Source organism: Micromonospora sp. KC721 (assembly GCF_004348355.1).
Lineage (GTDB): Bacteria > Actinomycetota > Actinomycetes > Mycobacteriales > Micromonosporaceae > Micromonospora.
The window spans coordinates 1-25,033 of the sequence record NZ_SMJY01000075.1 but is presented as its reverse complement, the minus strand read 5'-3'; the positions used below and the strand labels follow the sequence as shown (position 1 = coordinate 25,033).

The window sequence follows — 25,033 nt, the reverse complement described above, 5'->3', positions numbered from 1 at the left end:
CCACCACCGGCACCCGCTCCACCACCGGCACCCGCTCCACCACCAACCCCGGACCCGCCCCCGGCGACCGAGTCGGTCCCGGTTCCAGACCCACCACACACCCACGGGTCCGCCCCGGGCGCCGCACCGGAACCACAACCGACCCGTCGTGCCGCCGCCGGCCGTGGCGGCGCCGGCAGCCGGTTCTGGCAGGCCGTCGTGGGCGGCGCCGCGGTGCTGGTGCTGCTGGCACTCTGCGGCATCGGCGCCGCCGCCGTCCTGATCGAACGTACCGAGCAGGCCGCGCCGGACCCGTCGCCGGGCACGACCGCCCCCGGTGCCGAGCCGGCCGGAGGCGACCTCGACTCCCGGGACACCGACCGACAGCCGCTGACCGCCAAGGAGGTGTTCCCGGGCAAGACGCTGGTGGTCACCGCCGGCGAGCCCGCGTACGAGGTGCTGAAGACCCACTCCAGCGGCAGTTGCGCGGTGGCGGCCACCGGGGAGCTCGGTGACCTGCTGGCCCGGCTCGGATGCAGCCAGGTGGTCCGGGCGACGGTACGCACCGCCGACCGCCGGCACCTGGCAACCGTCGGCCTGTTCAACCTCCCCGACCGGGGCACCGCCCAGCAGGTCCAGGGGCGGATCCGGGAGTTGCTCGACGAGCGGCAGGGCCGCTTCCGGGGGATGGCCGCCGGCGACGGCACCGAGGCGGTCAGCACCGCCGCGGCCCGGGTCGGTTGGCAGGTACGCGGCCACTACGTCGCCTACTGCCTGGTGGTACGGGCCGACGGCGAGCCGCTGCCGACCAACGACACCACCGCCCGCGACATCCTGTACGACATGCTGGAACTGCACCTCGACCAGAGCGTGCTCCAGCGGCGCACCACCGGCGGCTACGCCGGACAGCCCACCACCCGGGAGGGCGCCGACCGCCACGGCGGGGAGGACCCGCCGCAGGACTGAACCGGCCGACAGCGGGGCGAGGCCCGGTCCGCGCAGCGGGCCTCGCCCCGCTCACGCCTCGGCGGGCACCCGCAGCCGACGGGTGAGGTCGGCACGGCGGGCGTACTCCGCCGGGTCGGCCGGATAGCCGACCTCGACCAGGGCCAGCCCGTGCGCGGGCGCGACGGTCACCTCGCTGGACCGTTCCCGCCGGGTCAGCAGGCTGGCCGGCCACGCCGCCGGGCGGCGGCCATCCCCGGCGACCAGCATCGCGCCGACCAGGCTGCGCACCATGTTCTGGCAGAAGGCGTCGGCCTGCACGGTGGCGACCAGGATGCCGTCCGGGTCGCGCCGCCAGTCCAGCCGGGTCACCTCGCGCAGCGTGGTGGCGTTCTCCTTGCGCCGGCAGTACGCGGCGAAGTCGTGTTCCCCCACCAGGCCCGCCGCCGCCGCGTTCACCGCGGCCAGGTCCAGTGGCCTGGGCCAGGCCAGGGTGTCCCGTCGGCGCAGCGGCTCGACGCCCCAGGGCGCGTCGGTGACCCGGTATTCGTAGCGCCGGAAGGTCGCCGAGAACCGGGCGTCGAAGTCGGCCGGCACCTCGGTCATCGCCCGGACCCGCACGTCGCCGGGGAGCAGCCGGGCCAGCCGGCGCAGCAGCCGTCCCTCGTGCTCCCGCCACACGGTGGCGGGCAGGTCGAGGTGGCAGACCTGCCCGGTGGCGTGCACCCCGGCGTCGGTCCGGCCGGCCACGGTCAGGCCGGTCGCGGTGCCCGCCCCGAGCACCAGGTCCAGCGTCTCGGTGAGCACCCCGGCGACCGTACGGCGGGTCGGCTGGACCGCCCAGCCGGAGAAGTCGGTGCCGTCGTACGACACGTCCAGCCGCAGCCGGGTCCGTTCGTCCACCGCGTACCTCCAGTCACGGGTCGAGCCCGGCACCCACAGGGATGCCGGGCCCGACGAAGACCTTGCTCAGGCCTTGTTCTGCTCGTTGTTCTCCTCGATGGCGAGGTCGCTGTCCTCGCGCGCCGCGGCGGTGTCGCCGGACGCCGACACCGGAGCCTCGGCGTCCTGGTCGTCGTCGGTCGACTTCGGGGTCTCCTCCGCCGGCGCGAGCGCCTCGACCTTGTCCTGCTGGGCGGTCTTGCGGGCGGCGGTCTTCTTGTTCGCCTTGGGCTCGGCGACCTGAAGCTCCTCGACCAGCTCGATGATCGCCATGGGAGCGGCGTCACCCTTGCGCGGACCGGTCTTCACGATCCGGGTGTAGCCACCGTTGCGGTTGGCGTACCGGGGCGCGATCTGGTCGAACAGGGCGTAGACCACGTCCTTGTCCTTGACGACGCCCAGCACCCGCCGCCGCGACGCGAGGTCGCCCCGCTTGGCCTTGGTGATGAGCTGCTCGGCCAGCGGACGCAGCCGCCGGGCCTTCGTCTCGGTGGTCTGGATCTTGCCGTGCTGGAACAGCGCGGTGGCCAGGTTGGCCAGCATCAGCCGCTCGTGCGCGGGGCTGCCGCCGAGGCGGGGGCCCTTGGTGGGCGTGGGCATTGTTGGTGCTCCTCAGGTGTGGCGGCAGCGCGGACTAGAGCTGCTCGGTCTCGCGGTAGTCGTCGGTGTCGTAGTCGGCCTCGCCGAAGGCGTCCACGACGTGCGCCGGGTCGAAGTTCGGAGCCGAGTCCTTCAGCCCCAGACCCATCCCGGCGAGCTTCATCTTGACCTCGTCGATCGACTTCTGACCGAAATTCCGGATGTCGAGGAGGTCGGCCTCGGTGCGCCCGATCAGCTCACCAACGGAGTTGATGCCCTCGCGCTTGAGGCAGTTGTAGGAGCGGACGGTGAGGTCCAGCTCCTCGATCGGCAGGGCCAGGTCCGCCGCGAGCTGGGCGTCCTGCGGAGACGGCCCGATGTCGATGCCCTCGGCGGTCTCGTCCAGCTCCCGGGCCAGGCCGAAGAGTTCCACCAGCGTCGAACCGGCCGAGGCCAGCGCGGTACGCGGCCCCATCGACGCCTTGGTCTCGACGTCGATGATCAGCCGGTCGAAGTCGGTCCGCTGCTCGACCCGGGTCGCCTCGACCCGGTAGGTCACCTTGAGCACCGGCGAGTAGATCGAGTCGACCGGGATCCGGCCGATCTCGGCGCCCGCCTGCTTGTTCTGCGCCGCCGTGACGTAGCCACGCCCCCGCTCGACGGTCAGCTCCATGTCGAGCCGGCCCTTGCCGTTGAGGGTGGCGAGCTTGAGGTCGGGGTTGTGCACCGAGACGCCGGCCGGGGGCTGGATGTCACCCGCGGTCACGTCGCCCGGACCCTGCTTGCGCAGGTACATGCTGACCGGCTCATCGTGCTCGGAGCTGACGCAGAGCTCCTTGATGTTCATGACGAGCTCGACCACGTCCTCCTTGACCCCGGGGATGGTGGTGAACTCGTGCAGCACGCCGTCGATCTTGATCGAGGTGACGGCCGCACCCGGGATGGACGACAGCAGCGTACGCCGCAGCGAGTTGCCCAGGGTGTAGCCGAAGCCGGGCTCCAGCGGCTCGATGGTGAACCGGGACCGGGTCTCGTTGATCGACTCCTCGGAGAGGGTCGGTCGCTGGCTGATGAGCATTTCTTCTCTTCTCTTCCGGGACGCCCGCTATATGACGCCCACGACAAAACTGTTCCGGTGGTCCGCCCCGAAGGGCGGACCACCGCAACGAGCCCCTACTTCGAGTAGAGCTCGACGATCAGCTGCTCCTGCACCTGGGTGTCGATCACCTGGCGGGCCGGGAGCGAGTGCACGAGGATCTTCATCTGGCTGGGGATCGCCTCCAGCCAGGCCGGCACCGACCGCGAACCGGCCTGAGCCTGCGCCACCAGGAACGGGGTGAGCTGCTTGCTCTTCTCCCGGACCTCGATGATGTCGTGCTCCTTGACCCGGTACGACGGGATGTCGACCTTCTTGCCGTTCACGGTGAAGTGTCCGTGCTTGACCAACTGGCGGGCCATGTCCCGGGAACCGGCGTAACCGGCCCGGTAGACCACGTTGTCCAGCCGCGACTCGAGGATCTGCAGGAGGACCTCACCGGTCTTGGCCTGCTTGGCCACGGCCTCCTCGTAGTAACCGCGGAACTGCTTCTCCAGCACGCCGTAGACGCGGCGGGCCTTCTGCTTCTCACGGAGCTGGAGCAGGTACTCCGTCTCCTTGGTGCGGCCGCGGCCGTGCTGCCCGGGCGGGAACGGCCGGGACTCGAACGGGCACTTCGGTCCATCGCACTTGCTGCCCTTGAGGAACAGCTTCATCTTCTCCCGCCGGCAACGGCGGCAGTCAGCACCGGTGTAACGAGCCATCTCTCTCTAACCTCTCAGACCCGGCGACGCTTCGGCGGACGGCAGCCGTTGTGCGGCTGCGGGGTGACGTCGGAGATCTGCCCGACCTCGAGGCCCACGGCCTGCAGCGAACGGATGGCGGTCTCCCGACCGGAGCCGGGGCCCTTGACGAACACGTCGACCTTGCGCATGCCGTGCTCCATGGCCCGACGCGCGGCGGCCTCGGCGGCCAGCTGCGCGGCGAACGGAGTCGACTTGCGGGAGCCCTTGAAACCCACCTGGCCCGCGGAGGCCCAGGAGATGACCGCACCGGTCGGGTCCGTGATGGACACGATGGTGTTGTTGAAGGTGCTCTTGATGTGCGCCTGCCCGTGGGCGACGTTCTTGCGTTCCTTGCGCCGGACCTTCTTGACAGCGGCTCCGGCACGAGCCTTCGGTGGCATAAGTCTGTGCGCTCCTAGTTGACTTCCCGATACAGGTTGCGGCCTGGCCTTGCTCGGCGGACCTAGACCCGTATTCCGGTCTACGTCTTACTTCTTGCCGGGCTTCTTCTTGCCGGCCACGGTCCGCTTCGGGCCCTTGCGGGTCCGCGCGTTGGTCCGGGTCCGCTGGCCACGCACAGGCAGGCCCCGGCGGTGCCGGATGCCGGCGTAGCAGCCGATCTCAACCTTGCGGCGGATGTCAGCGGCGACCTCGCGGCGCAGGTCACCTTCAACCTTGTAGTTCGCCTCGATGTGGTCGCGGAGCTGCACCAGCTCCTCGTCCGTGAGGTCCCGAGCGCGCTTGTCCGGCGAGATGCCGGTGGCGGCGAGCGTCTCCAGGGCGCGCGTGCGGCCGACCCCGAAGATGTAGGTGAGCGCGATCTCCATCCGCTTCTCGCGGGGGAGGTCCACGCCGACTAGACGTGCCATGTGCGGGCGTACTCCTCGTGATGTTGTGGCGGAGGTGTGGACCCGTCCCACCCCGCTACCGACCGCCCTGTCCCTCCGGCGCCTTCGCGCCGCCGACCGGGGATGGTCGCTGCCCAAGCGGGCCCCGGCCTCCGACCGGGGGTCAGCCACGATCGAGTACGCCCTGCGTACCACTCGCGGCTGGGACGAGCTGATGATGTGTGCGGTGGGGATCTACCCGCCGGGTGAGGCTCCGCCGCCGCTCGTCACGGTCGGCGGGGACGACTCAGCCCTGGCGCTGCTTGTGGCGCGGGTCCTGGCAGATGACCATGACCCGGCCGTGCCGGCGGATCACCCGGCACTTGTTGCAGATCCTCTTGACGCTCGGCTTGACCTTCACGGTTGCCTTACTTCCCATCTGGCCCGGAGTCGCGACGACGCGCGACGCCGGACGTCGAAGACGGACACGGGGACGTCCCGGCCGCCGTCAGGCTTACTTGTAGCGGTAGACGATGCGCCCGCGGGTCAGATCGTACGGCGAGAGTTCGACGACGACCCGGTCCTCCGGCAGGATACGGATGTAGTGCTGCCGCATCTTGCCGCTGATGTGAGCCAGCACCTTGTGGCCGTTCGCGAGCTCCACCCGGAACATGGCGTTCGGCAGGGGCTCGATGACCCGACCCTCGATCTCGATGGCTCCGTCTTTTTTCGGCATGTCCTCCGCTGTCCTGACGTCGGTTACTCCGGACGGCCCACAACGTCTTACACGGGCTTCCGATCATGATCGAGAGCCCGCGCCAGCCGCGGCTCCGGCTCCCACTGAAGCGCTAGTGGGCATGCCGGAGTGGACGCTGTGCGCCGATCAGAAAGTGTACGCCGGCCGGCGGCGCTCGCCAAACCGGCCACCCGGTCGGTCGCCCGGCCGGAGGATTTCGCGTGACCTACGCCACTCCCCCGCCGCCCGAGAGCGCTTCCGCCGGCACGCCTTCACAAGCTGCCGCAAATCGCGGCGTCCCCACTGCCGGGGACTCCAAGCGTCCGCAACCGGAGTCGATCCTCCACTCGGCGGCGCGGTCAGGCCGCCGGGAAGTCGGCGGGCTGGCGGGCGGTGACCAGATCGCCGAGGCGGGCCCGGCCGCCGTCGAACGCGGTGAGCACCCAGACCCCGTCCGGCAGCAGGGCCATCGAGTGTTCGACGTGTACGGCCATCGACCTGTCCCGGGTGACGACCGTCCAGCCGTCGGCCAGTTCGACCGTACGCGGCGAACCCATGGTGATCATCGGCTCGATGGCCAGCGCCATGCCGGGCACCAGTCGGGGGCCCTTGCCCGGGCGGCCATGGTTCAGCACGTGCGGGTCCTGGTGCATCTCGGTGCCGATGCCGTGCCCGCCGTAGCCGTCGACGATGCCGTACCGGCCGCCCTTGCGGACCGCGACCTCCACCGCGTGAGAGATGTCGGTCAGCCGACCCTTCCCACTGGCGGCACCACGCGCGGCAGCCGCGATGCCCGCCCACATCGCGTCCTCGGCGACAGCGGCCATTCTCAGCAGCGCCGGGGCGACGTCACCCACGCCGACGGTGATCGCCGCGTCGCCGTGCCATCCGTCCAGCACCGCCCCGCAGTCGATCGAGATCAGGTCACCGTCGCGGAGCACCTGCTGCGGCGACGGGATGGCGTGCACCACCTGTTCGTTGACCGAGGAGCAGATCGAGGCGGGGAAGCCGTGGTAGCCCTTGAACGACGGGACCGCACCCGCCTCACGGATGGTCGCCTCGGCGATCGCGTCGAGGTCGGCGGTGCTGACCCCGGGAGCCACCGCCTCCCGCATCCGACGCAGGGCCTCGGCGACCACCAGACCGGCGGCCCGCATCTTCTCGATCTGGTCGGGGGTCTTCAGCTGGATGTCCAGCTGGGGACGGCGCATCGAGCGATCACCTTTCGTTACTGGACAGCGAACAGCGGGGCACGTCGGCACGTACCCCGCTGTTGCCACTCTATCCGCCGGCTCCCGGCGGAGGTGTCACCCGCCGTACGAGCGCAGCGCGTCGATGGCGCGGACCGTGACGTCCTCCACCGGGCCGGTGGCGTCGATACCGACCAGCTTGCCCTGGGCGCCGTAGTAGTCCACCAGCGGCGCGGTCTTGTCGGCGTACTCCCGCAACCGGGCCGCGATGGTCTCCGGCTTGTCGTCGTCCCGTTGGAACAACGCGGCACCACAGCGGTCGCAGACACCCTCACGCGTGGTGGCGTCGAACTCGACGTGCCAGATCTTGCCGCAGCCCCGGCAGGTGCGCCGCCCGGACAGCCGCCGAATCACCTCGTCGTCGTCGACGACCAGCTCCAGCACCAGGTCCAGCGCGCTGCCGAGGTCGGCGAGGAGCTTGTCCAGCGCGGCGGCCTGCGGGGTGGTCCGGGGAAAGCCGTCGAGCAGGAAGCCGTCGGCGGCGTCCGGCTCGGCGAGCCGGTCCCGGACCATGTTGATGGTGACCTCGTCCGGGACCAGCTTGCCGGCATCCATGTAGCGCCTGGCCTCGACACCCAGCGGAGTGCCCTGCGAGACGTTCGACCGGAAGATGTCACCGGTCGAGATCTTCGGCACCGCGAGGTGCGCGGCGATGAACTCCGCCTGTGTGCCCTTGCCCGCGCCCGGCGGGCCAACCAGAACGAGTCGCATCTACCGCAGGAACCCTTCGTAGTTCCGCTGCATGAGTTGGCTCTCGATCTGCTTCACGGTCTCCAGACCGACGCCGACCATGATGAGCACAGCGGTGCCGCCGAACGGGAAGTTGAGGAACTGCTCGCTGTTCAGCCAGATGAAGAAGAAGTTCGGCAGGACCGCGACCAGACCCAGGTAGAGCGCACCCGGCAGGGTGATCCGGCTGAGGATGAAGTCGAGGTACTCCGCGGTCGGCTTGCCCGGGCGGATGCCCGGCACGAAGCCGCCGTACTTCTTCATGTTGTCCGCGACCTCGGTCGGGTTGAACGTGATCGACACGTAGAAGTACGTGAAGAAGATGATGAGCAGGAAGTAGATGATGATGTGCTCGGGCGCGGTCGCCTTGACGATGTGGTTCTGGATCCACGCCTGGACCTTGCCCGGGTCGTTCGGGTCGAAGAACTGCAGGGCCAGCTGCGGCAGGTAGAGCAGCGACGAGGCGAAGATGACCGGGATGACACCCGCCTGGTTGACCTTCAGCGGGATGTAGGTCGAGGTGCCGCCGTACATCCGCCGGCCGATCATCCGCTTGGCGTACTGCACCGGGATCCGGCGCTGCGCCTGCTCGATGAAGCAGACCGCGGTGATGACCAGCAGGACCAGGGCGAGCACCAGAGCGAACTTGGCCCAACCCTCGTTGGTCTTGATCTTCCAGCCCTCGCTGGGGAGCCGGGCGGCGATCGAGGTGAAGATGAGGACGGACATGCCGTTGCCGACGCCGCGGTCGGTGATCAGCTCGCCGAGCCACATCACCATGCCGGTGCCGGCGGTCATCGTCATGACCAGGATGCTCAGGGTGAGCCAGTTCGGGATGCCGGTGCCCTCGGGCACGATCGGGAACTCGTCGCACTGGTTGTTGAACAGCTGCCCGGAGCGGGCCAGCGCCACGAACGCCGACGACTGCAGGATACCCAGCCCCAGGGTCAGGTAGCGGGTGTACTGGGTGATCTTCGCCTGGCCGGCCTGGCCCTCCTTGCGGAGCTGCTCCAGCCGCGGGATGACCACCGTCAGCAGCTGCAGGATGATCGACGCGGTGATGTAGGGCATGATGCCCAGCGCGAAGACCGACAGCTGCAGCAGCGCGCCACCGGAGAACAGATCCAGCAGGTTGAGCACACCGGTGCTCCCACCCTCCTGGACCTTGTCGAGGCACTTCTGCACGTTGCCGTACGAGACGCCCGGGCTGGGCAGCGTCGCGCCCAGCCGGTAGACCGCGATGATGCCTACTGTGAACAGCAGCTTCTTGCGCAGGTCAGGCGTACGGAACGCACTGAGAAAGGCGGACAGCAACTTCTTCCTCCTGCGCGAGGCGGGCCGCCGGTGATCCCTGGCGGGTCGGGGTGGTTTCGGGCGAGTGCCCGATATCCATGGCTGGGATGGGACTCTAACAGCCCGATCCCGGTCCGGGCAGATGCGCCCGGCTACATAAAACGAATCCGATGTTACCCGGCGCACACGCGCCTGGTAGACCATGGCGCCCGCCCAGTAGAGGAAAACTGGGCGGGCGCCATGAATCCGTGCCTTACAGCTCGGTCACCGAGCCACCGGCGGCGGTGATCTTCTCCTTGGCCGACGCGCTGAACGCGTGCGCCGACACCTGGAGAGCCACACCACCGAGGTCGCCGCTGCCGAGGACCTTCACCGGCTGGCCCTTGCGGACCGCGCCGGCGTCCACCAGCTCCTGCGGGCCGACCTGGCCGCCGTTGGGGAACAGCTCGGCCAGCCGGTCCAGGTTGACCACCTGGAAGACGACCTTGAACTTGTTCTTGAAGCCCTTCATCTTCGGCAGGCGCATGTGGATGGGCATCTGGCCACCCTCGAACGCCGCCGAGATGTTCTTGCGGGCCTTCGAGCCCTTGGTACCGCGACCGGCGGTCTTGCCCTTGGACGCCTCACCGCGACCCACCCGGGTCTTCGCGGTCTTGGCGCCCGGAGCCGGACGCAGGTGGTGAACCTTGATCGTCATTACTCGACCTCCTCGACCTTCACGAGGTGGTTGACCGCGAAGATCATGCCGCGGATCTCCGGACGATCCTCCTTGACCACCACGTCGTTGATCCGCTTCAGACCGAGCGAACGCAGCGAGTCACGCTGGTTCTGCTTGGTCCCGATCTCGGACCGGACCTGGGTGACCTTCAGGCGTGCCATCAGGAGGCCACCCCCGCCCGCGACGCCAGCATGGCGGCCGGCGCGACGTCCTCGACCGGCAGACCCCGACGGGCCGCCACCGCCTCCGGGGACTCGAGCCCCTTCAGCGCGGCCACCGTGGCGTGCACGATGTTGATCGGGTTGGACGAGCCGAGGCTCTTGGAGAGCACGTCGTGGATACCCGCGCACTCCAGGACGGCGCGCACCGGACCACCGGCGATGACACCCGTACCGGCGGAGGCCGGCTTGAGCAGCACCACACCGGCGGCTTCCTCGCCCTGCACCGGGTGCGGGATCGACTGGCCGATCCGCGGCACCTTGAAGAAGTGCTTCTTGGCCTCCTCGACACCCTTGGCGATCGCCGCGGGCACCTCCTTGGCCTTTCCGTAGCCCACGCCGACGGTGCCGTCGCCGTCGCCCACGATCACCAGGGCGGTGAAGCTGAAGCGACGACCACCCTTCACGACCTTGGCGACGCGGTTGATCGCGACGACCCGCTCGAGGTGCGGGGTCTTCTCGACGGGCGCGTTTCCGCGGCCGCCCTCACGGCGGTTGTCGCGGCGACCACCCTCGTTGCCACCGGACCCGCCGCCACGGCGCTGTTGACCTGGCATCAGCAGCCTTCCTTCTCTCTCGTGACGGGGTTTCTAGAACTCGAGCCCGGCTTCGCGGGCGGCATCGGCAAGCGCGGCTACCCGCCCCGCGTACCGGTTGCCACCGCGGTCGAAGACGACCTTGGACACACCGACCGCCTTGGCCCGCTCGGCGAGCAGAGCGCCGACCTTGCCGGCCAGGGCGCTCTTGTCGCCCTCCGCACCGCGCAGCGAGGCGTCCAGAGTCGAGGCCGACGCCAGGGTGTGACCCTTGGTGTCGTCCACGATCTGGGCGACGATGTGCCGCAGGGAGCGGGTGACCACCAAGCGGGGACGCTCGGGCGTACCGCTGATGTTCTTGCGGACCCGGAAGTGCCGACGCGCACGCCCGACGGCGCGCTTGGCGGCGACGCCGCGGCGGCGCTTGAGCAGCGTGGCGCTCACTTCTTACCTGCCTTTCCGGCCTTACGGCGGATGACCTCGCCCTGGTACTTCACGCCCTTGCCCTTGTAGGGCTCCGGCGGGCGGATCTTCCGGATGTTGGCGGCGACCTCACCGACCTGTTGCTTGTCGATGCCGGCCACGTGGAACAGCGTCGGCCTCTCCACCGTGAAGGTGATGCCGTCCGGGGCGGGCACCAGCACCGGGTGCGAGAACCCGAGCGCGAACTCGAGGTCCTTGCCCTTGGCGGTGACGCGGTAACCGGTGCCGGCGATCTCCAGGCTCTTGCGGTAGCCCTCGGTCACCCCGATGATCATGTTGGCGACCAGGGTACGGCTCAGGCCGTGCAGCTCCTTGGCCTTGCGCTCGTCGTTGGGCCGGCTGACGTGCAGCTGGCCGTCCTCGCCCCGCTCCGCCGTGATCGGCTCCGCGAGCGTGTGGGACAGCTCGCCCTTGGGGCCCTTGACCTTGACGGTCTGGCCCTCGATCGTGATGTCGACGCCGGCCGGTACCGGGATCGACTTACGTCCAATACGCGACATTTCTACCTGTCTCCCGTTACCAGACGAAGGCGAGGACTTCCCCGCCAACGCTCCGCTTGCGGGCCTGCCGGTCGGTGAGCAGCCCCTGGGACGTCGAAATGATCGCCACGCCCAGCCCGCCGAGCACCCGCGGGAGCCCGTCCGACTTGGCGTACACCCGGAGACCGGGCTTGGACACTCGCTTGATGCCGGCCAGGCTGCGCTCGCGGTTCTGGCCGTACTTCAGCTCGACGACCAGTCGCTTGCCGACGGCGCCCTCCTCGGGCTCCTCGACCGACCAGGTGGCGATGTAGCCCTCGGCCTTCAGGACCTCGGCGATGTTGGCCTTGATCTTGGAGTACGGCATCGTCACCCGGTCGTGGTACGCCTGGTTGGCGTTACGCAGACGCGTGAGCATGTCTGCGATCGGGTCGGTCATCGTCATGAAATTCGTCAACCTTTCTCGCCGGGGTTCCCCGGGCAGGGCCCGGGGCCTACGGCGAAGAGACAGTTCAGCTGACGCGCGAAGCGCGCCGGGCTATTACCAGGAAGCCTTGGACACGCCGGGCAGCTCACCGCGGTGGGCCATCTCCCGGATGCACACCCGGCAGAGACCGAACTTGCGGTAGACCGCCTTCGGACGCCCGCACCGCTGGCAGCGGGTGTACGCGCGAACCGAGAACTTCGGCTTCGCGGCCGCCTTGAGGATCAGCGCCTTCTTGGCCATTCGCTCAGTTCTCCTTGAACGGGAAGCCCAGGAGCTTGAGCAGCGCCCGGCCCTCGTCGTCGGTCGTGGCGGTCGTGACCACCGTGATGTCCATGCCCCGCTGGCGATCGATCTTGTCCTGGTCGATCTCGTGGAACACCGACTGCTCGGTCAGACCGAACGTGTAGTTGCCGTGCCCGTCGAGCTTGCGCCCGTCCAGGCCGCGGAAGTCACGGATACGCGGCAGCGCGATGGACAGCAGCCGGTCCAGGAACTCCCACATCCGGTCGCCGCGGAGGGTGACCTTCGCGCCGATCGGCATGCCCTCGCGCAGCTTGAACTGCGCGATCGACTTGGTCGCGCGCCGCACCAGCGGCTTCTGGCCGGTGATGGTGGCCAGGTCGCGGACCGCGCCGTCGATCAGCTTGGCGTCGCGAGCGGCCTCGCCGACACCCATGTTGACGACGATCTTGACCAACCGCGGAACCTGCATGGGGTTCGCGTAGTTGTGCTGCTTCTGCAGCTCGGCCACGATCTCGTTTCGGTACCGCTCCTTGAGGCGCGGCATGGTCTTGGTTTCGGTAGCCGTGGTCATCACAGGTCCTTACCGGTGCTACGCGCGATGCGGACCTTCTGGCCGTTGTCGTCGATGCGGTAGCCGACGCGGGTCGGGTTCCCGTCGGAGTCCAGGACCTGCACGTTCGAGACGTGGATCGGGGCCTCCTGGGTGACGATGCCACCGGTCTTGGCGCCACGCTGGGTGGTGCTGATGCGGGTGTGCTTCTTGACCCGGTTCACGCCCTCGACCAGGACCTTGTCCTGCCGCGGGTAGGCCGCGATGACCTTGCCCTTGGCGCCCTTGTCCTTGCCGGCGATGACGACGACCGTGTCGCCCTTCTTGACCTTCACGGTCACAACACCTCCGGCGCGAGAGAAATGATCTTCATGAACCGCTTGTCCCGCAGCTCCCGGCCCACCGGGCCGAAGATACGGGTACCGCGCGGGTCCCCACCGTCCTTGATGATGACGGCGGCGTTCTCGTCGAAGCGGATGTACGAGCCGTCCGGCCGCCGCTTCTCCTTGGCGGTGCGGACGACGACGGCCTTGACGACGTCGCCCTTCTTCACACCGGCACCCGGGATCGCGTCCTTGACCGTGGCCACGATGACGTCGCCGATGCTCGCGTAGCGCCGACCGGAGCCACCGAGAACCCGGATGCACAGGATCTCCCGGGCACCCGTGTTGTCGGCGACGCGCAGTCGCGACTCCTGCTGAATCACGTCTATCTCCTATGTCTGCCGGTTCTCCGGCCGCCCGCGGGCGGCCGGAGCCTGGCGGAACCTGCGCCCGACCGATGCCGGCCGAGCTCGAGCCTTCGCTACTTGGCCTTCTCGAGGATCTCCACGAGCCGCCACCGCTTGGTGGCGGAGAGCGGCCGGGTCTCCATGATCAGGACCCGGTCGCCGATGCCGGCCGAGTTCTGCTCGTCGTGCACCTTCAGCTTGCTGGTCCGGCGCATGATCTTGCCGTACAGCGCGTGCTTGACCCGGTCCTCGACCTCGACCACGACGGTCTTTTCCATCTTGTCGCTGACTACGAGGCCCTCACGCACCTTACGGCGGGCCCGCGCGGCGGCGGTGGTGTTCTCGCTCATGATGCAGTCACCTCAGTCGGCGCGGCCGAGAGCCCCAGCTCGCGCTCACGCATGATCGTGTAGATCCGGGCGATCTCCCGACGGATGACCTGCAGCCGCCGGTTGTTGTCCAGCTGCCCGGTTGCGGCCTGCACGCGGAGGTTGAACAGCTCCGCCTTGGCCTCGCGCAGCTTCGTGACCAGCTCCTCCTCGGAGAGCTCACGCAGCTCGGAAGGCTTGACGCCCGCTGCCATCAGGATTCACCCACTTCGCGCGTCACAATGCGGCACTTCATCGGGAGCTTGTGGATCGCGCGACGCATCGCCTCTCGCGCGATCTGCTCGTTGGGGAAGGACATCTCGAAGAGAACCCGCCCCGGCTTCACGTTGGCGACCCACCACTCGGGCGAGCCCTTACCGGAACCCATCCGGGTTTCCGCCGGCTTCTTGGTCAGGGCCTGGTCCGGGAAGATCGTGATCCAGACCTTGCCGCCACGCTTGATGTGGCGGGTCATCGCGATACGCGCCGACTCGATCTGGCGGTTGGTCACGTACGCCGGCTCGAGAGCCTGGATCCCGAACTCGCCGAACACCACCCGGTTACCACCCTTGGACGCGCCACTGCGGTCCGGGTGGTGCGGCTTGCGGAAGCCCTTCGGGGGCTTGCGCGGCATCAGCATCTGTCAGCCCTCCTGCTGCGTTTCTGCCGGCTGAGTCGCGGCTGCGGCCACGGCCCCGGCGTCGACCGGCTCACCGGCCGGCGTCTCCGCCTGCTGCGCGATGGTGGTCGCGGCGGCCCGGCCGGCCTCGGTGCCACCGGCGGTCGTGCCGGACGAACCCGACCGGCCACGGCGCGGCCGCTCGGGGCGGTCGCCACGGTCACGGCGCGGGCGGGACGGGCCGGTCTCGGCCGGAGCCTCCCGGCCCGGGACGGCGTCGCCCTTGTAGATCCAGACCTTCACGCCGATCCGGCCGAAGGTGGTACGGGCCTCGAAGAAGCCGTACTCGATGTTGGCCCGCAGCGTGTGCAGCGGGACCCGACCCTCGCGGTAGAACTCGGTCCGGCTCATCTCGGCGCCGCCGAGGCGACCCGAGACCTGGACCCGGATGCCCTTGCAGACCGGGTTCTTCATCGCCGACTGCATCGCCTTGCGCATCGCACGGCGGAAGCTGACCCGGCTGGAGAGCTGCTCGGCGACGCCCTGGGCGACCAGCTGCGCGTCCGACTCGGGGTTCTTCACCTCGATGATGTTCAGCTGGACCTGCTTGCCGGTGAGCTTCTCCAGCTCGCCGCGGATCCGGTCGGCCTCCGCACCCTTACGGCCGATGACGATGCCCGGCCGGGCGGTGTGGATGTCCACGCGGACCCGGTCTCGGGTGCGCTCGATGTCGACCTTGGAAATGCCGGCGCGCTCCAGGCCCTTGGACATCATCCGGCGGATCTTGACGTCCTCGCCGATGTAGTCCTTGTAGAGCTTGTCTGCGAACCAGCGGGACTTCCAGTCGGTCGAGATGCCGAGCCGGAACCCAGTGGGGTGAACCTTCTGACCCATTACTCGGCACCCTCCGTCGTGCTCTGCCCCTCAGCCGCCCCGGCCTGGTTCGCCGGCTCGGCCTTCTTCGCCGACTTCTTCGGCGCGGCCGGCGCGACCGCCTCCACCGCCACGGTGATGTGGCAGGTGCGCTTGCGGATCCGGTACGCCCGGCCCTGCGCCCGCGGCCGGAACCGCTTCATCGTCGGGCCCTCGTCGACGAACGCCTCGCTGACGAGCAGCGCGTCGGGGTCCAGCCGCTCGTTGTTCTCCGCGTTGGCGATCGCGCTCGCGAGCACCTTGTACACCTGCTCGCTCGCAGCCTGCGGCGCGAACTGCAGCACCGTGAGCGCCTCCTTCGCGGGCAGGCCGCGGACGAGGTTGACCACCCGGCGCGCCTTCATCGGCGAGATGCGCACGTGTCGCGCAACCGCCCGCGCGCCCGGAAGCACCGGAGCGTCGCCCTTTCCTGGCATCGCTGTAACCCCTTGTTCCTCTATCCGTATGCCCGCGGCGTCAGCGCCGGCGGCTCTTCCGGTCGTCCTTCTCGTGACCCTTGAACGTGCGGGTCAGCGCGAACTCGCCGAGCTTGTGCCCGACCATGGCCTCGGTCACGAACACCGGGACGTGCTTGCGTCCGTCGTGCACGGCGATCGTGTGCCCGAGCATCTCGGGGATGATCGTCGAGCGCCGCGACCAGGTCTTGATGACGTTCTTCGAGCCCTTGTCGTTCTGCGTCTCCACCTTCTTGAGCAGGTGGTCGTCGATGAACGGGCCCTTCTTCAGGCTGCGAGGCATGCTCTATCTCCCTCAGCCGCGCTTACGCGTGGCGTAGCGGCGGCGGACGATCAGCCGGTCGCTCGGCTGGCCCTTACGACGGGTGCGGCCCTCGGGCTTACCCTGCGGGTTGACCGGGTGGCGGCCACCGGAGGTCTTACCCTCACCACCACCGTGCGGGTGGTCGACCGGGTTCATCGCGACACCACGGACGGTCGGGCGCTTGCCCTTCCACCGCATCCGGCCGGCCTTACCCCAGTTGATGTTCGACTGGTCGGCGTTGCCGATCTCGCCGATGCTCGCGCGGCACCGCACGTCGACCCGCCGGATCTCGCCGGACGGCATACGCAGGGTCGCGTACGCGCCCTCCCGGCCGAGCAGCTGGATGCCGACGCCGGCCGAACGGGCCAGCTTGGCACCACCACCCGGACGAAGCTCCACGTTGTGGATCGTCGTACCGACCGGGATGTTGCGCAGCGGCAGGTTGTTGCCCGGCTTGATGTCCGCGCTCGGGCCCGACTCGACCGCGTCGCCCTGCTTCAGGTCCTTCGGCGCGAGGATGTAGCGCTTCTCGCCGTCGGCGTAGTGCAGCAGCGCGATGCGCGCGGTGCGGTTCGGGTCGTACTCGATGTGGGCGACCTTCGCCGGCACGCCGTCCTTGTCGACCCGCTTGAAGTCGATCAGACGGTACTGCCGCTTGTGCCCACCGCCGTGGTGCCGGGCGGTGATCCGACCGTGGGCGTTGCGACCGCCCTTCTTCGGCAACGGAGCCAGTAGCGACTTCTCCGGCGTCGACCGGGTGATCTCGGCGAAGTCGGCGACGCTGGAGCCACGCCGGCCCGGCGTCGTCGGCTTGTACTTACGGATAGCCATTGTCTACACCCCTCAGCTGACCGGGCCGCCGAAGGCCTCGATACGGTCACCGTCAGCCAGCTTCACGATCGCCCGCTTGGTCGCCTTGCGCTGACCGAAGCCGGTCTTGGTGCGCTTGCGCTTACCCTGGCGGTTGAGCGTGTTGACCGTCAGGACGCGGACGTTGAAGATCTGCTGGATAGCGATCTTGATCTCGGTCTTGTTGGCGTCCGGGTGCACCAGGAAGGTGTACCAGTTCCGGTTCAGCTCGCTGTAGCTCTTCTCCGAGACGACCGGCGCGACGATGACGTCCCGCGGGTCGGCGATCGTGCTCACTTGCCATCCTCCTCGGTGGTCTCGGCGGGAACACCGAGGAACTCGTCCAGGGCGTCCTTGGTGAAGACCACGTCGTCGGCCACCAGCACGTCGTACGTGTTGAGCTGGCCGGCCTCGATCAGGTGCACCCGCGGCTCGTTGCGCAGCGACACCCAGTTCAGCTCGTCGGTGCTGCTCAGCACGACCAGGACGCGCCGGGCGTCGGTCAGCTTCGTCAGCGTGGCCAGCGCGGCCTTGGTCGACGGCTTCTCGCCCGAGACGAACGCCTCGACGACGTGCACCTGGCCGGCGCGGGCCCGGTCGGAGAGGGCGCCACGCAGGGCGGCGGCCTTCATCTTCTTCGGGGTCCGCTGGCTGTAGTCACGCGGAACCGGGCCGTGCACCACGCCACCGCCGGCGAACTGCGGCGCGCGGATCGAACCCTGGCGGGCCCGGCCGGTGCCCTTCTGCTTGTACGGCTTCTTGCCGCCACCGGCGACCTCGCCGCGGGTCTTGACCTTGTGCGTACCCTGCCGGGCCGCCGCGAGCTGAGCCACCACTACCTGGTGCATCAGCGCGATGTTGGCCTGGACGTCGAAGATGTCGGCGGGCAGCTCGACGGAGCCGGCCTTGGTGCCTTCGACGCTGAGAACGTCAACGGTGGTCACTTGGCCGCACCGCCCTTCTTCACCTTGCTCTTGGCCGCGGTACGGACCAGGACCAGCGCGCCCTTCGGGCCGGGGATGGCGCCGCGGACGAGCAGGAGGTTGTTCTCGGTGTCCACCGCCTGGACGGTCAGGTTCTGGACGGTGTAGCGCACGCCGCCCATCCGACCCGCCATCCGGGTGCCCTTGAAGACGCGACCCGGGGTGGCGCAGGCGCCGATGGAGCCCGGTGAGCGGTGCTTGCGCTCCACACCGTGGCTGGCGCGCAGACCGTGGAAACCGTGCCGCTTCATCGGGCCGGCGTAGCCCTTGCCCTTGGTCTTGCCGGTGACGTCGATGACGACGCCCACCGGGAACTCCTCGACCGTGACCTCCTGGCCCGGCGAGTAGTCCGCGGCGTCGACGGTGCGCAGCTCGACGATGTGCCGGCGCGGCGCCACGTCCGCCTTCGCGTAGTGCCCGCTGATCGGCTTCTTGACCTTGCGCGGGTCGATCGTGCCGTAGGCGAGCTGGATGGCGGAGTACCCGTCCTTCTCGGCGCTACGAACCTGGCTGACGACGCACGGGCCGGCCTGCACCACGGTCACGGGAACAACCTTGTTGTTGTCCCAGACCTGGGTCATGCCGAGCTTGGCGCCCAGGATCCCCTTGACTTGCCTGTCCATCTGTCCGGTCCCTACAGCTTGATCTCGATGTCGACGCCAGCCGGCAGGTCGAGGCGCATGAGCGAGTCGACCGTCTTCGGGGTCGGGTCGATGATGTCGATCAGCCGCTTGTGCGTGCGCATCTCGAAGTGCTCGCGCGAGTCCTTGTACTTGTGCGGCGAGCGGATAACGCAGAAACGGTTGATCTCCGTGGGCAGCGGCACCGGGCCCGCGACCTGCGCCCCGGTACGCGTCACCGTCTCGACGATCTTCCGAGCCGAGGAGTCGACGACCTCGTGGTCATAGGCCTTGAGCCGGATGCGGATCTTCTGTCCCGCCATGGTGGCTTCTGTTCCTTCTCTCGATGCCGCTGTGTTGCGGGCACCTGTACCGGCTGGCACAGGCCCACTTCGCCGACCCCCGCGGTCGGGCGTGTCGCGCCCTCGGATCAGGCTCCGCCCCGGGACTCCGGAGCGCTTCTCCTGACCACGCGGTGGGTCAAGGCGCCGATCGCATCACAGCGATCTGGACGCCGTGCGAGGGTGGTTGATCACCAGGGGTGATCAACCACCCGACGCGCGACTGTTGGTCTTCCCGGAGGTCCAGCTTGCACCGGACGCGGGCGACTAACCGTCGTTACGCAACCTGACTAGTATGCCGCACGACCGGCGGCGATGCTAATCGGGGTTACCCAGCTCACTTGATGATCTTGGTGACGCGACCAGCGCCGACCGTACGACCACCCTCGCGGATCGCGAACTTGAGGTTCTCCTCCATCGCGATCGGCTGGATGAGCTTCACGGTCATGGTGGTGTTGTCGCCCGGCATGACCATCTCGGTGCCCTCAGGCAGCGTGACGACGCCGGTGACGTCCGTGGTCCGGAAGTAGAACTGCGGACGGTAGTTCTGGAAGAACGGGGTGTGCCGGCCGCCCTCCTCCTTGGAGAGGATGTAGACCGTGGCCTCGAACTCCGTGTGCGGGGTCGTGGTGCCCGGCTTGATGACGACCATGCCGCGCTCGACGTCCTCGCGCTTGATGCCGCGCAGCAGCAGACCGACGTTCTCGCCCGCGCGAGCCTCGTCGAGCAGCTTGCGGAACATCTCGATGCCGGTGCAGGTGGTCTTCATCGACTTCTCACGGATGCCGACGATCTCCACCTCCTCGTTCGGCTTGAGGATGCCGCGCTCCGCGCGACCGGTGACGACGGTGCCACGACCGGTGATCGTGAAGACGTCCTCGATCGGCATCAGGAACGGCTTCTCGGTCTCGCGCTCCGGCTGCGGGATCGCGGTGTCGACAGCGTTCATGAGCTCCAGCAGGCGCCCGGTCCACTCCGGGTCGCCCTCCAGGGCCTTGAGCGCCGAGACCCGGACGACCGGCAGGTCGTCACCCGGGTAGTCCTGGTTCGACAGCAGCTCACGCACCTCGAGCTCGACGAGCTCCAGGAGCTCCTCGTCGTCGACCATGTCGCTCTTGTTGAGCGCCACGACGATGTACGGCACGCCGACCTGGCGGGCCAGCAGCACGTGCTCGCGGGTCTGCGGCATCGGGCCGTCGGTCGCCGCCACCACCAGGATCGCGCCGTCCATCTGGGCGGCACCGGTGATCATGTTCTTGATGTAGTCGGCGTGACCGGGGCAGTCGACGTGCGCGTAGTGACGCGCCTCGGTCTGGTACTCGACGTGCGCGATGGAGATCGTGATGCCGCGGGCCTTCTCCTCCGGCGCCTTGTCGATCTCGTCGAACGGCGTGTACGGGTTCAGGTCCGGGAACTGGTCGTGCAGGACCTTGGTGATGGCCGCCGTCAGCGTCGTCTTACCGTGGTCGATGTGACCAATGGTGCCGATGTTGACGTGCGGCTTAGTCCGCTCGAACTTCGCCTTCGCCACTGGTGTCCTCCTGTGGACTTCTTGGTTCGTTCGCCCCGGCGCGCCGATTGGCGCTTAGGACTCTGTCGACAGCCTTTCCGGCCTGGCGGCCGGAGAGCTTTGGTGGGTTCTGCGGCGATGAAGCCTACAGGCCCGGTCTCACACAACCCGATCGAGGTGGCCGCGGGCGGGGAGTGCCCTCCCACGACCAGCCTCGAACCATCGGATCAACTCAGGTGAGCGTCACTCACCAGTCGCCTTGGCGATGATCTCCTTCGCCACGCTCTGCGGAACCTCGGCGTAGGAGTCGAACTGCATGCTGTAGCTAGCCCGGCCCTGGGTCTTCGACCGCAGGTCGCCGACGTAGCCGAACATCTCCGACAGCGGCACCAGGGCCCGGACGATACGAGCGCCGCTGCGCTCCTCCATCGCCTGGATGATGCCGCGCCGGGAGTTGAGGTCGCCGATGACGTCACCCATGTTCTCCTCCGGAGTGGTGACTTCAACGGCCATCATCGGCTCAAGGAGCGCGGGGTCGGCCTTGCGGGCCGCCTCCTTCATCACCATCGAACCGGCGATCTTGAATGCCATTTCCGACGAGTCGACCTCGTGGTACTGGCCGTCCAGCAGCGTCAGCTTGACACCCACCAGCGGGAAGCCGGCGAGGATGCCGTACTGCATCGCGTCCTGGGCGCCCGCGTCCACGGAGGGGATGAACTCCCGGGGGATGCGGCCACCGGTGACGGCGTTGGCGAACTCGTAGGTCGGCGACTCGTTGTCCAGCGGCAGCGGCTCGACGCTCACGATGACGCGGGCGTACTGGCCGGAACCACCGGTCTGCTTCTTGTGGGTGTACTCGATCTTCTCCACCTTGCGGCGGATCGTCTCGCGGTACGCCACCTGCGGCTTGCCGATGTTCGCCTCGACGTTGAACTCGCGGCGCATCCGGTCGACCAGGATGTCCAGGTGCAGCTCGCCCATGCCGGAGATGACCGTCTGACCGGTCTCCTCGTCCAGCTTGACGCGGAAGGTCGGGTCCTCCTCGGCCAGCCGCTGGATGGCGGTGCTGAGCTTCTCCTGGTCGGCCTTGGTCTTCGGCTCGATGGCGACCTCGATGACCGGCTCCGGGAAGGTCATCGACTCCAGGATGACCGGGTTCGCCGGGTCGCACAGCGTGTCACCGGTGGTGGTCTGCTTGAGACCCTGCACCGCGATGATGTCGCCAGCCTGGGCCGAGCCGCGCTCTTCCCGCTTGTTGGCGTGCATCTGGTAGATCTTGCCGATCCGCTCCTTGCGGTCCTTGGTGGAGTTGACCACCTGGGTACCGGTCTCGACCACGCCGGAGTAGACCCGGACGTAGGTGAGCTTGCCGAGGTGCTTGTCGGTCTGGATCTTGAAGGCCAGGCCGGCGAAGGGCTCCGACTTGGACGGCTTGCGCTGCATCGGGGTCTCGCCGTCGGTGGCCGTACCCTCGATCGCCGGAACGTCCAGCGGCGACGGCAGGAAGTCGACGACGGCGTCGAGCATGGGCTGCACGCCCTTGTTCTTGAACGCCGAGCCGCAGAGCACCGGGTTGGCCTTGCTGGCGATGGTGGCCCGACGGATGGCGGCCTTGATCTCCTCGACGGAGATCTCCTCGCCCTCCAGGTACTTCTCCATCACCGCGTCGTCGACGTCGGCCAGGGTCTCCATCAGCTTCTCGCGCCACTCCGCCGCGGAGTCGGCCAGCTCGGCCGGGATCTCCTCGATGGCGTAGTCCTCACCCTTCTGGGTCTCCCCGCGCCAGGTGAGGGCGCGCATGCCGATCAGGTCGACGACACCGATGTGGTCGCCCTCGAGGCCGATCGGGATCTGGAGCACCAGCGGGGTGGCGTTGAGCCGGTCGATCATCATCTGCACGCAGCGGAAGAAGTCGGCACCGGTCCGGTCGAGCTTGTTGACGAAGCACATCCGGGGGACGTGGTACTTGTCGGCCTGACGCCAGACGTTCTCCGTCTGCGGCTCCACGCCGGCGACACCGTCGTAGACCGCGACCGCACCGTCCAGCACCCGCAGCGACCGCTCGACCTCGACCGTGAAGTCGACGTGACCGGGCGTGTCGATGATCTGGATCGTGTGGCCCTTCCACTCACACTTGGTGGCAGCGGAGGTGATGGTGATACCACGCTCCTGCTCCTGCTCCATCCAGTCCATGACGGCAGCGCCCTCGTGGACCTCACCGATCTTGTACGTGATACCGGTGTAGAAGAGGATCCGCTCGGTGGTAGTGGTCTTACCGGCATCGATGTGCGCCATGATGCCGATGTTGCGTACGTTGGCGAGCGCGTCTGCGGCGGCCACTTCAATCCCTACTTATCGTCGTCTCGACACAACTGGTTGCGGTTCCGGCGCCGGCCCGGCGCCGGAACCAGGGTGTTACCAGCGGTAGTGCGCGAAGGCCTTGTTCGACTCGGCCATCTTGTGCGTGTCCTCGCGCCGCTTGACGGCGGCGCCCAGACCGTTGCTCGCGTCCAGCAGCTCGTTCATCAGCCGCTCGATCATCGTCTTCTCGCGGCGGGCGCGGGAGTAGCTGACCAGCCAGCGCAGCCCGAGGGTGGTCGCCCGGGCGGGGCGGACCTCAACCGGCACCTGGTAGGTCGCGCCACCGACCCGGCGGCTGCGGACCTCAAGGGTCGGCTTGACGTTGTCCATCGCGCGCTTGAGCGTGACGACCGGGTCGGTGCCGGTCTTCTCGCGGCAGCCCTCAAGGGCCGCGTAGACGATGCGCTCGGCGAGCTGACGCTTACCGCGCATGAGGATCTTGTTCACCAGCTGGGTGACCAACGGCGAGTTGTACACCGGGTCAGCGACCAGCGGCTTCCGCGGAGCGGGTCCCTTACGCGGCATGTCAGCTCTTCTCCTTCTTCGCGCCGTAGCGGCTGCGCGCCTGCTTGCGGTTACGGACGCCCTGCGTGTCCAGCGAACCGCGGACGATCTTGTAACGCACGCCGGGGAGGTCCTTCACCCGGCCACCGCGGACGAGCACGATCGAGTGCTCCTGCAGGTTGTGACCCACGCCCGGGATGTAGGCGGTCACCTCGATCTGGCTGCTGAGCTTGACACGCGCGACCTTGCGGAGCGCGGAGTTCGGCTTCTTGGGGGTGGTGGTGTACACGCGGGTGCACACACCGCGCCGCTGAGGGGATCCCTTCAGCGCCGGGGTCTTGGTCTTGGTCGTCTTGGCCTGGCGGCCCTTTCGGACCAGCTGCTGAATGGTGGGCACCGGGTTTCTCCGCTCCCTTCGGTCGCCGCGAGGCGACCGCGCCGTCTGCTCGTTAGCCGACCTGATGGACGGCTCTCCTACATTCCAACCAGGGCCACCTAGCGGAGGTCCCAGCACCCGCGGTCGGGCGTGTCGCCCAGATCACGGTCCCCGGCGTTGTCGCTCACGCGTCCGCACCGGATGTGTTCACCGGCGCACGGCGGGCCGCGTACCGGGTCTTTGACTGTGTCGTGCCGCCACCTGATCGCTGGAAGAACCGGATCATGCGCACGCACGAGTCGCCCAGGAAGGCCCGGGCACAAGGGGAAAGAGTACCTATCACAGCCTCGCAGGTCAAAACGGATCGGTCCGACGGATCTCAGATCCCGCCGGTCACCCCACCCGTCGTGCCTGCTCACCCGTGATGGGCACCTACACACCCAAGTGTACCGGCTGCCCGCCGAAGCGGCCCGTCGGCCCCGGGGCGACCGATGTCACGCGAACTGCAACAGCAGCGCCAGTCCCAGGCCCGACAGGCTGAGCAGGAATCCGGCCGCGCCGCAGCTGATCCCCGCCACGGCGAGACCCCGGCCGGTGAACCGGACCGCCGGCGGCGGTGCGACTCGACGGATCTGCCGCCGGCCGAGCAGCCCGGCGACGATCGCCGCGGCGCCGGCCAGCACACCCGGCACCGTGAACGCCCCGGCCGCCCAGGCCCCGCCGAGTCGCGCTCCGGCGACCCCGAAGCAGATCACCACCAGGGAGACCACGATCGACCCGATGCCGGCCACCAGCGAGCCCACCGCCGGGCCGGAGGTCACCGCGGGCACGTCGAGATGGACCACGCCGAAGGGCGTACCGGGGACCGGGTCCACCCGCTTCGGCGGGCGCGGCGTCTCCTGCGGGGGCGGCGGCAGCGGCCGTAAGCCGTGCGCCGGTGGCGGCCACCCGGGTGCCGGTGGCGGCCCACCCGGGTACGCCCCGACCGGCGCGCCCGGCTGCCCCGGATGACCCGCCGGCTGCCGGCCCGGGTGGGCCCCGAAGTGCCCGCCCGGCTGGTACGGGTGGAGCCCGCCCGGCTGGTACGGGTGCGGGCCGGCCGAGATGGGGGGCGGCCCGTACGGAACGAACTGCGGAGCGTACCCGGGGGCGGGGGTCTGCGGGAAAGCGCCGGCACCACCGGCGTGACCTTCGTCGACACGCCCCTGGCCCTGGTCGCCGTCGGGCGGCGGGGCCGCCCAGGGCGACCGGCCACCGTCCTGCCC

At 68.7% G+C, this 25,033-nt stretch carries 38 protein-coding genes; 1 reads left to right on the top strand and 37 read right to left on the bottom strand.

The genetic code is table 11. The features are described from left to right. The first annotated feature begins 198 nt into the window (after positions 1-198). Positions 199-945, top strand: coding sequence for a hypothetical protein (locus E1182_RS15135; RefSeq protein WP_207921402.1), 747 nt, complete (start codon positions 199-201; stop codon positions 943-945). Positions 946-996: 51 nt separating this feature from the next. Here E1182_RS15135 and truA read toward each other — a convergent pair whose 3' ends face one another. The 37 genes from truA to E1182_RS14950 all read right to left on the bottom strand — a co-directional run bounded on the left by truA (position 997) and on the right by E1182_RS14950 (position 24,643). Beyond that, positions 997-1,827 carry a tRNA pseudouridine(38-40) synthase TruA gene (gene truA / locus E1182_RS15130; protein ID WP_132265358.1) on the bottom strand — a complete coding sequence of 277 codons (831 nt, stop codon included), beginning with the start codon at positions 1,825-1,827 and terminating at the stop codon, positions 997-999. Between the two features lie 66 nt (positions 1,828-1,893). Continuing rightward, complete coding sequence (gene rplQ / locus E1182_RS15125; RefSeq protein WP_132265356.1) at positions 1,894-2,466, bottom strand: 50S ribosomal protein L17; 573 nt, start codon at positions 2,464-2,466, stop codon at positions 1,894-1,896. Between the two features lie 34 nt (positions 2,467-2,500). Next, entirely contained in the window at positions 2,501-3,523 is a 1,023-nt protein-coding gene (locus E1182_RS15120; protein ID WP_132265354.1) for a DNA-directed RNA polymerase subunit alpha, read from the bottom strand. Between the two features lie 95 nt (positions 3,524-3,618). Next, positions 3,619-4,245 (bottom strand): 30S ribosomal protein S4, encoded by a 627-nt coding sequence (gene rpsD, locus E1182_RS15115; RefSeq protein ID WP_091594961.1) that lies wholly within the window; start codon positions 4,243-4,245, stop codon positions 3,619-3,621. Between the two features lie 14 nt (positions 4,246-4,259). Continuing rightward, positions 4,260-4,667 carry a 30S ribosomal protein S11 gene (gene rpsK / locus E1182_RS15110; protein WP_007073011.1) on the bottom strand — a complete coding sequence of 136 codons (408 nt, stop codon included), beginning with the start codon at positions 4,665-4,667 and terminating at the stop codon, positions 4,260-4,262. An 87-nt stretch (positions 4,668-4,754) separates the two neighbouring features. Then, entirely contained in the window at positions 4,755-5,135 is a 381-nt protein-coding gene (gene rpsM / locus E1182_RS15105; RefSeq protein ID WP_007073012.1) for a 30S ribosomal protein S13, read from the bottom strand. A gap of 265 nt (positions 5,136-5,400) precedes the next feature. After that, on the bottom strand, positions 5,401-5,514 hold the full coding sequence (gene rpmJ / locus E1182_RS15100; RefSeq protein ID WP_073834917.1) for a 50S ribosomal protein L36: 114 nt from the start codon (positions 5,512-5,514) through the stop codon (positions 5,401-5,403). A 93-nt stretch (positions 5,515-5,607) separates the two neighbouring features. Further along, complete coding sequence (gene infA, locus E1182_RS15095) at positions 5,608-5,829, bottom strand: translation initiation factor IF-1 (RefSeq protein WP_007073013.1); 222 nt, start codon at positions 5,827-5,829, stop codon at positions 5,608-5,610. A gap of 359 nt (positions 5,830-6,188) precedes the next feature. Next, positions 6,189-7,040 (bottom strand): type I methionyl aminopeptidase, encoded by an 852-nt coding sequence (map, locus tag E1182_RS15090; RefSeq protein ID WP_132265352.1) that lies wholly within the window; start codon positions 7,038-7,040, stop codon positions 6,189-6,191. A gap of 96 nt (positions 7,041-7,136) precedes the next feature. Beyond that, entirely contained in the window at positions 7,137-7,790 is a 654-nt protein-coding gene (locus tag E1182_RS15085) for an adenylate kinase (RefSeq protein WP_132265350.1), read from the bottom strand. Further along, positions 7,791-9,122, bottom strand: coding sequence for a preprotein translocase subunit SecY (gene secY / locus E1182_RS15080; protein ID WP_132265347.1), 1,332 nt, complete (start codon positions 9,120-9,122; stop codon positions 7,791-7,793). Between the two features lie 232 nt (positions 9,123-9,354). Further along, positions 9,355-9,798: a 50S ribosomal protein L15 gene (gene rplO / locus E1182_RS15075; RefSeq protein ID WP_132265345.1), complete on the bottom strand. Its 444-nt coding sequence runs from the start codon at positions 9,796-9,798 to the stop codon at positions 9,355-9,357. Then, complete coding sequence (rpmD, locus tag E1182_RS15070; protein ID WP_007073018.1) at positions 9,798-9,980, bottom strand: 50S ribosomal protein L30; 183 nt, start codon at positions 9,978-9,980, stop codon at positions 9,798-9,800. Before rpmD ends, rplO begins: the two co-directional genes overlap by 1 nt. Beyond that, entirely contained in the window at positions 9,980-10,594 is a 615-nt protein-coding gene (gene rpsE, locus E1182_RS15065; protein ID WP_132265343.1) for a 30S ribosomal protein S5, read from the bottom strand. The genes rpmD and rpsE overlap by 1 nt, the downstream gene beginning before the upstream one ends. 33 nt (positions 10,595-10,627) lie before the next feature. Continuing rightward, positions 10,628-11,017 carry a 50S ribosomal protein L18 gene (gene rplR / locus E1182_RS15060; RefSeq protein ID WP_132265341.1) on the bottom strand — a complete coding sequence of 130 codons (390 nt, stop codon included), beginning with the start codon at positions 11,015-11,017 and terminating at the stop codon, positions 10,628-10,630. Further along, entirely contained in the window at positions 11,014-11,556 is a 543-nt protein-coding gene (rplF, locus tag E1182_RS15055; RefSeq protein WP_132265339.1) for a 50S ribosomal protein L6, read from the bottom strand. Before rplF ends, rplR begins: the two co-directional genes overlap by 4 nt. Before the next feature lie 16 nt (positions 11,557-11,572). Next, positions 11,573-11,980 carry a 30S ribosomal protein S8 gene (gene rpsH, locus E1182_RS15050; RefSeq protein WP_013288624.1) on the bottom strand — a complete coding sequence of 136 codons (408 nt, stop codon included), beginning with the start codon at positions 11,978-11,980 and terminating at the stop codon, positions 11,573-11,575. A 96-nt stretch (positions 11,981-12,076) separates the two neighbouring features. Beyond that, positions 12,077-12,262 carry a type Z 30S ribosomal protein S14 gene (locus tag E1182_RS15045; protein ID WP_007073023.1) on the bottom strand — a complete coding sequence of 62 codons (186 nt, stop codon included), beginning with the start codon at positions 12,260-12,262 and terminating at the stop codon, positions 12,077-12,079. 4 nt (positions 12,263-12,266) lie between these two features. Continuing rightward, entirely contained in the window at positions 12,267-12,836 is a 570-nt protein-coding gene (rplE, locus tag E1182_RS15040) for a 50S ribosomal protein L5 (RefSeq protein WP_132265337.1), read from the bottom strand. Beyond that, entirely contained in the window at positions 12,836-13,156 is a 321-nt protein-coding gene (rplX, locus tag E1182_RS15035; RefSeq protein ID WP_207914040.1) for a 50S ribosomal protein L24, read from the bottom strand. The genes rplE and rplX overlap by 1 nt, the downstream gene beginning before the upstream one ends. Further along, positions 13,153-13,521: a 50S ribosomal protein L14 gene (gene rplN, locus E1182_RS15030; protein ID WP_007073026.1), complete on the bottom strand. Its 369-nt coding sequence runs from the start codon at positions 13,519-13,521 to the stop codon at positions 13,153-13,155. The genes rplX and rplN overlap by 4 nt, the downstream gene beginning before the upstream one ends. A 98-nt stretch (positions 13,522-13,619) precedes the next feature. Further along, on the bottom strand, positions 13,620-13,895 hold the full coding sequence (gene rpsQ / locus E1182_RS15025) for a 30S ribosomal protein S17 (protein ID WP_091262798.1): 276 nt from the start codon (positions 13,893-13,895) through the stop codon (positions 13,620-13,622). After that, a complete protein-coding gene (gene rpmC / locus E1182_RS15020; protein ID WP_013288628.1) occupies positions 13,892-14,128 on the bottom strand; it encodes a 50S ribosomal protein L29 in 237 nt (78 codons plus the stop codon). Before rpmC ends, rpsQ begins: the two co-directional genes overlap by 4 nt. After that, a complete protein-coding gene (gene rplP, locus E1182_RS15015; protein ID WP_007465292.1) occupies positions 14,128-14,553 on the bottom strand; it encodes a 50S ribosomal protein L16 in 426 nt (141 codons plus the stop codon). The genes rpmC and rplP overlap by 1 nt, the downstream gene beginning before the upstream one ends. A gap of 3 nt (positions 14,554-14,556) precedes the next feature. Beyond that, positions 14,557-15,426, bottom strand: a complete 870-nt coding sequence (rpsC, locus tag E1182_RS15010) for a 30S ribosomal protein S3 (protein WP_132265335.1) — start codon at positions 15,424-15,426, stop codon at positions 14,557-14,559. Then, entirely contained in the window at positions 15,426-15,881 is a 456-nt protein-coding gene (gene rplV / locus E1182_RS15005; RefSeq protein ID WP_132265333.1) for a 50S ribosomal protein L22, read from the bottom strand. The genes rpsC and rplV overlap by 1 nt, the downstream gene beginning before the upstream one ends. A gap of 40 nt (positions 15,882-15,921) precedes the next feature. Beyond that, positions 15,922-16,203 carry a 30S ribosomal protein S19 gene (rpsS, locus tag E1182_RS15000; protein WP_088647003.1) on the bottom strand — a complete coding sequence of 94 codons (282 nt, stop codon included), beginning with the start codon at positions 16,201-16,203 and terminating at the stop codon, positions 15,922-15,924. Between the two features lie 12 nt (positions 16,204-16,215). Further along, positions 16,216-17,055 carry a 50S ribosomal protein L2 gene (gene rplB / locus E1182_RS14995; RefSeq protein WP_132265331.1) on the bottom strand — a complete coding sequence of 280 codons (840 nt, stop codon included), beginning with the start codon at positions 17,053-17,055 and terminating at the stop codon, positions 16,216-16,218. 12 nt (positions 17,056-17,067) lie between these two features. Then, positions 17,068-17,370, bottom strand: a complete 303-nt coding sequence (gene rplW, locus E1182_RS14990) for a 50S ribosomal protein L23 (RefSeq protein ID WP_067301418.1) — start codon at positions 17,368-17,370, stop codon at positions 17,068-17,070. After that, positions 17,367-18,017 carry a 50S ribosomal protein L4 gene (gene rplD / locus E1182_RS14985; protein WP_132265329.1) on the bottom strand — a complete coding sequence of 217 codons (651 nt, stop codon included), beginning with the start codon at positions 18,015-18,017 and terminating at the stop codon, positions 17,367-17,369. Before rplD ends, rplW begins: the two co-directional genes overlap by 4 nt. Beyond that, positions 18,014-18,679 (bottom strand): 50S ribosomal protein L3, encoded by a 666-nt coding sequence (gene rplC, locus E1182_RS14980; RefSeq protein WP_132265327.1) that lies wholly within the window; start codon positions 18,677-18,679, stop codon positions 18,014-18,016. Before rplC ends, rplD begins: the two co-directional genes overlap by 4 nt. Positions 18,680-18,690: 11 nt before the next feature. Beyond that, a complete protein-coding gene (gene rpsJ / locus E1182_RS14975) occupies positions 18,691-18,999 on the bottom strand; it encodes a 30S ribosomal protein S10 (protein ID WP_007073037.1) in 309 nt (102 codons plus the stop codon). A gap of 355 nt (positions 19,000-19,354) precedes the next feature. Beyond that, complete coding sequence (gene tuf, locus E1182_RS14970) at positions 19,355-20,548, bottom strand: elongation factor Tu (RefSeq protein WP_132265325.1); 1,194 nt, start codon at positions 20,546-20,548, stop codon at positions 19,355-19,357. 222 nt (positions 20,549-20,770) lie between these two features. Further along, a complete protein-coding gene (fusA, locus tag E1182_RS14965; protein WP_132265323.1) occupies positions 20,771-22,867 on the bottom strand; it encodes an elongation factor G in 2,097 nt (698 codons plus the stop codon). 75 nt (positions 22,868-22,942) lie between these two features. After that, positions 22,943-23,413, bottom strand: a complete 471-nt coding sequence (gene rpsG / locus E1182_RS14960; protein ID WP_132265321.1) for a 30S ribosomal protein S7 — start codon at positions 23,411-23,413, stop codon at positions 22,943-22,945. A gap of 1 nt (position 23,414) precedes the next feature. Then, complete coding sequence (gene rpsL / locus E1182_RS14955) at positions 23,415-23,789, bottom strand: 30S ribosomal protein S12 (protein ID WP_007465318.1); 375 nt, start codon at positions 23,787-23,789, stop codon at positions 23,415-23,417. Between the two features lie 473 nt (positions 23,790-24,262). Then, positions 24,263-24,643 (bottom strand): hypothetical protein, encoded by a 381-nt coding sequence (locus E1182_RS14950; protein ID WP_132265362.1) that lies wholly within the window; start codon positions 24,641-24,643, stop codon positions 24,263-24,265. Positions 24,644-25,033: the final 390 nt, after the last annotated feature.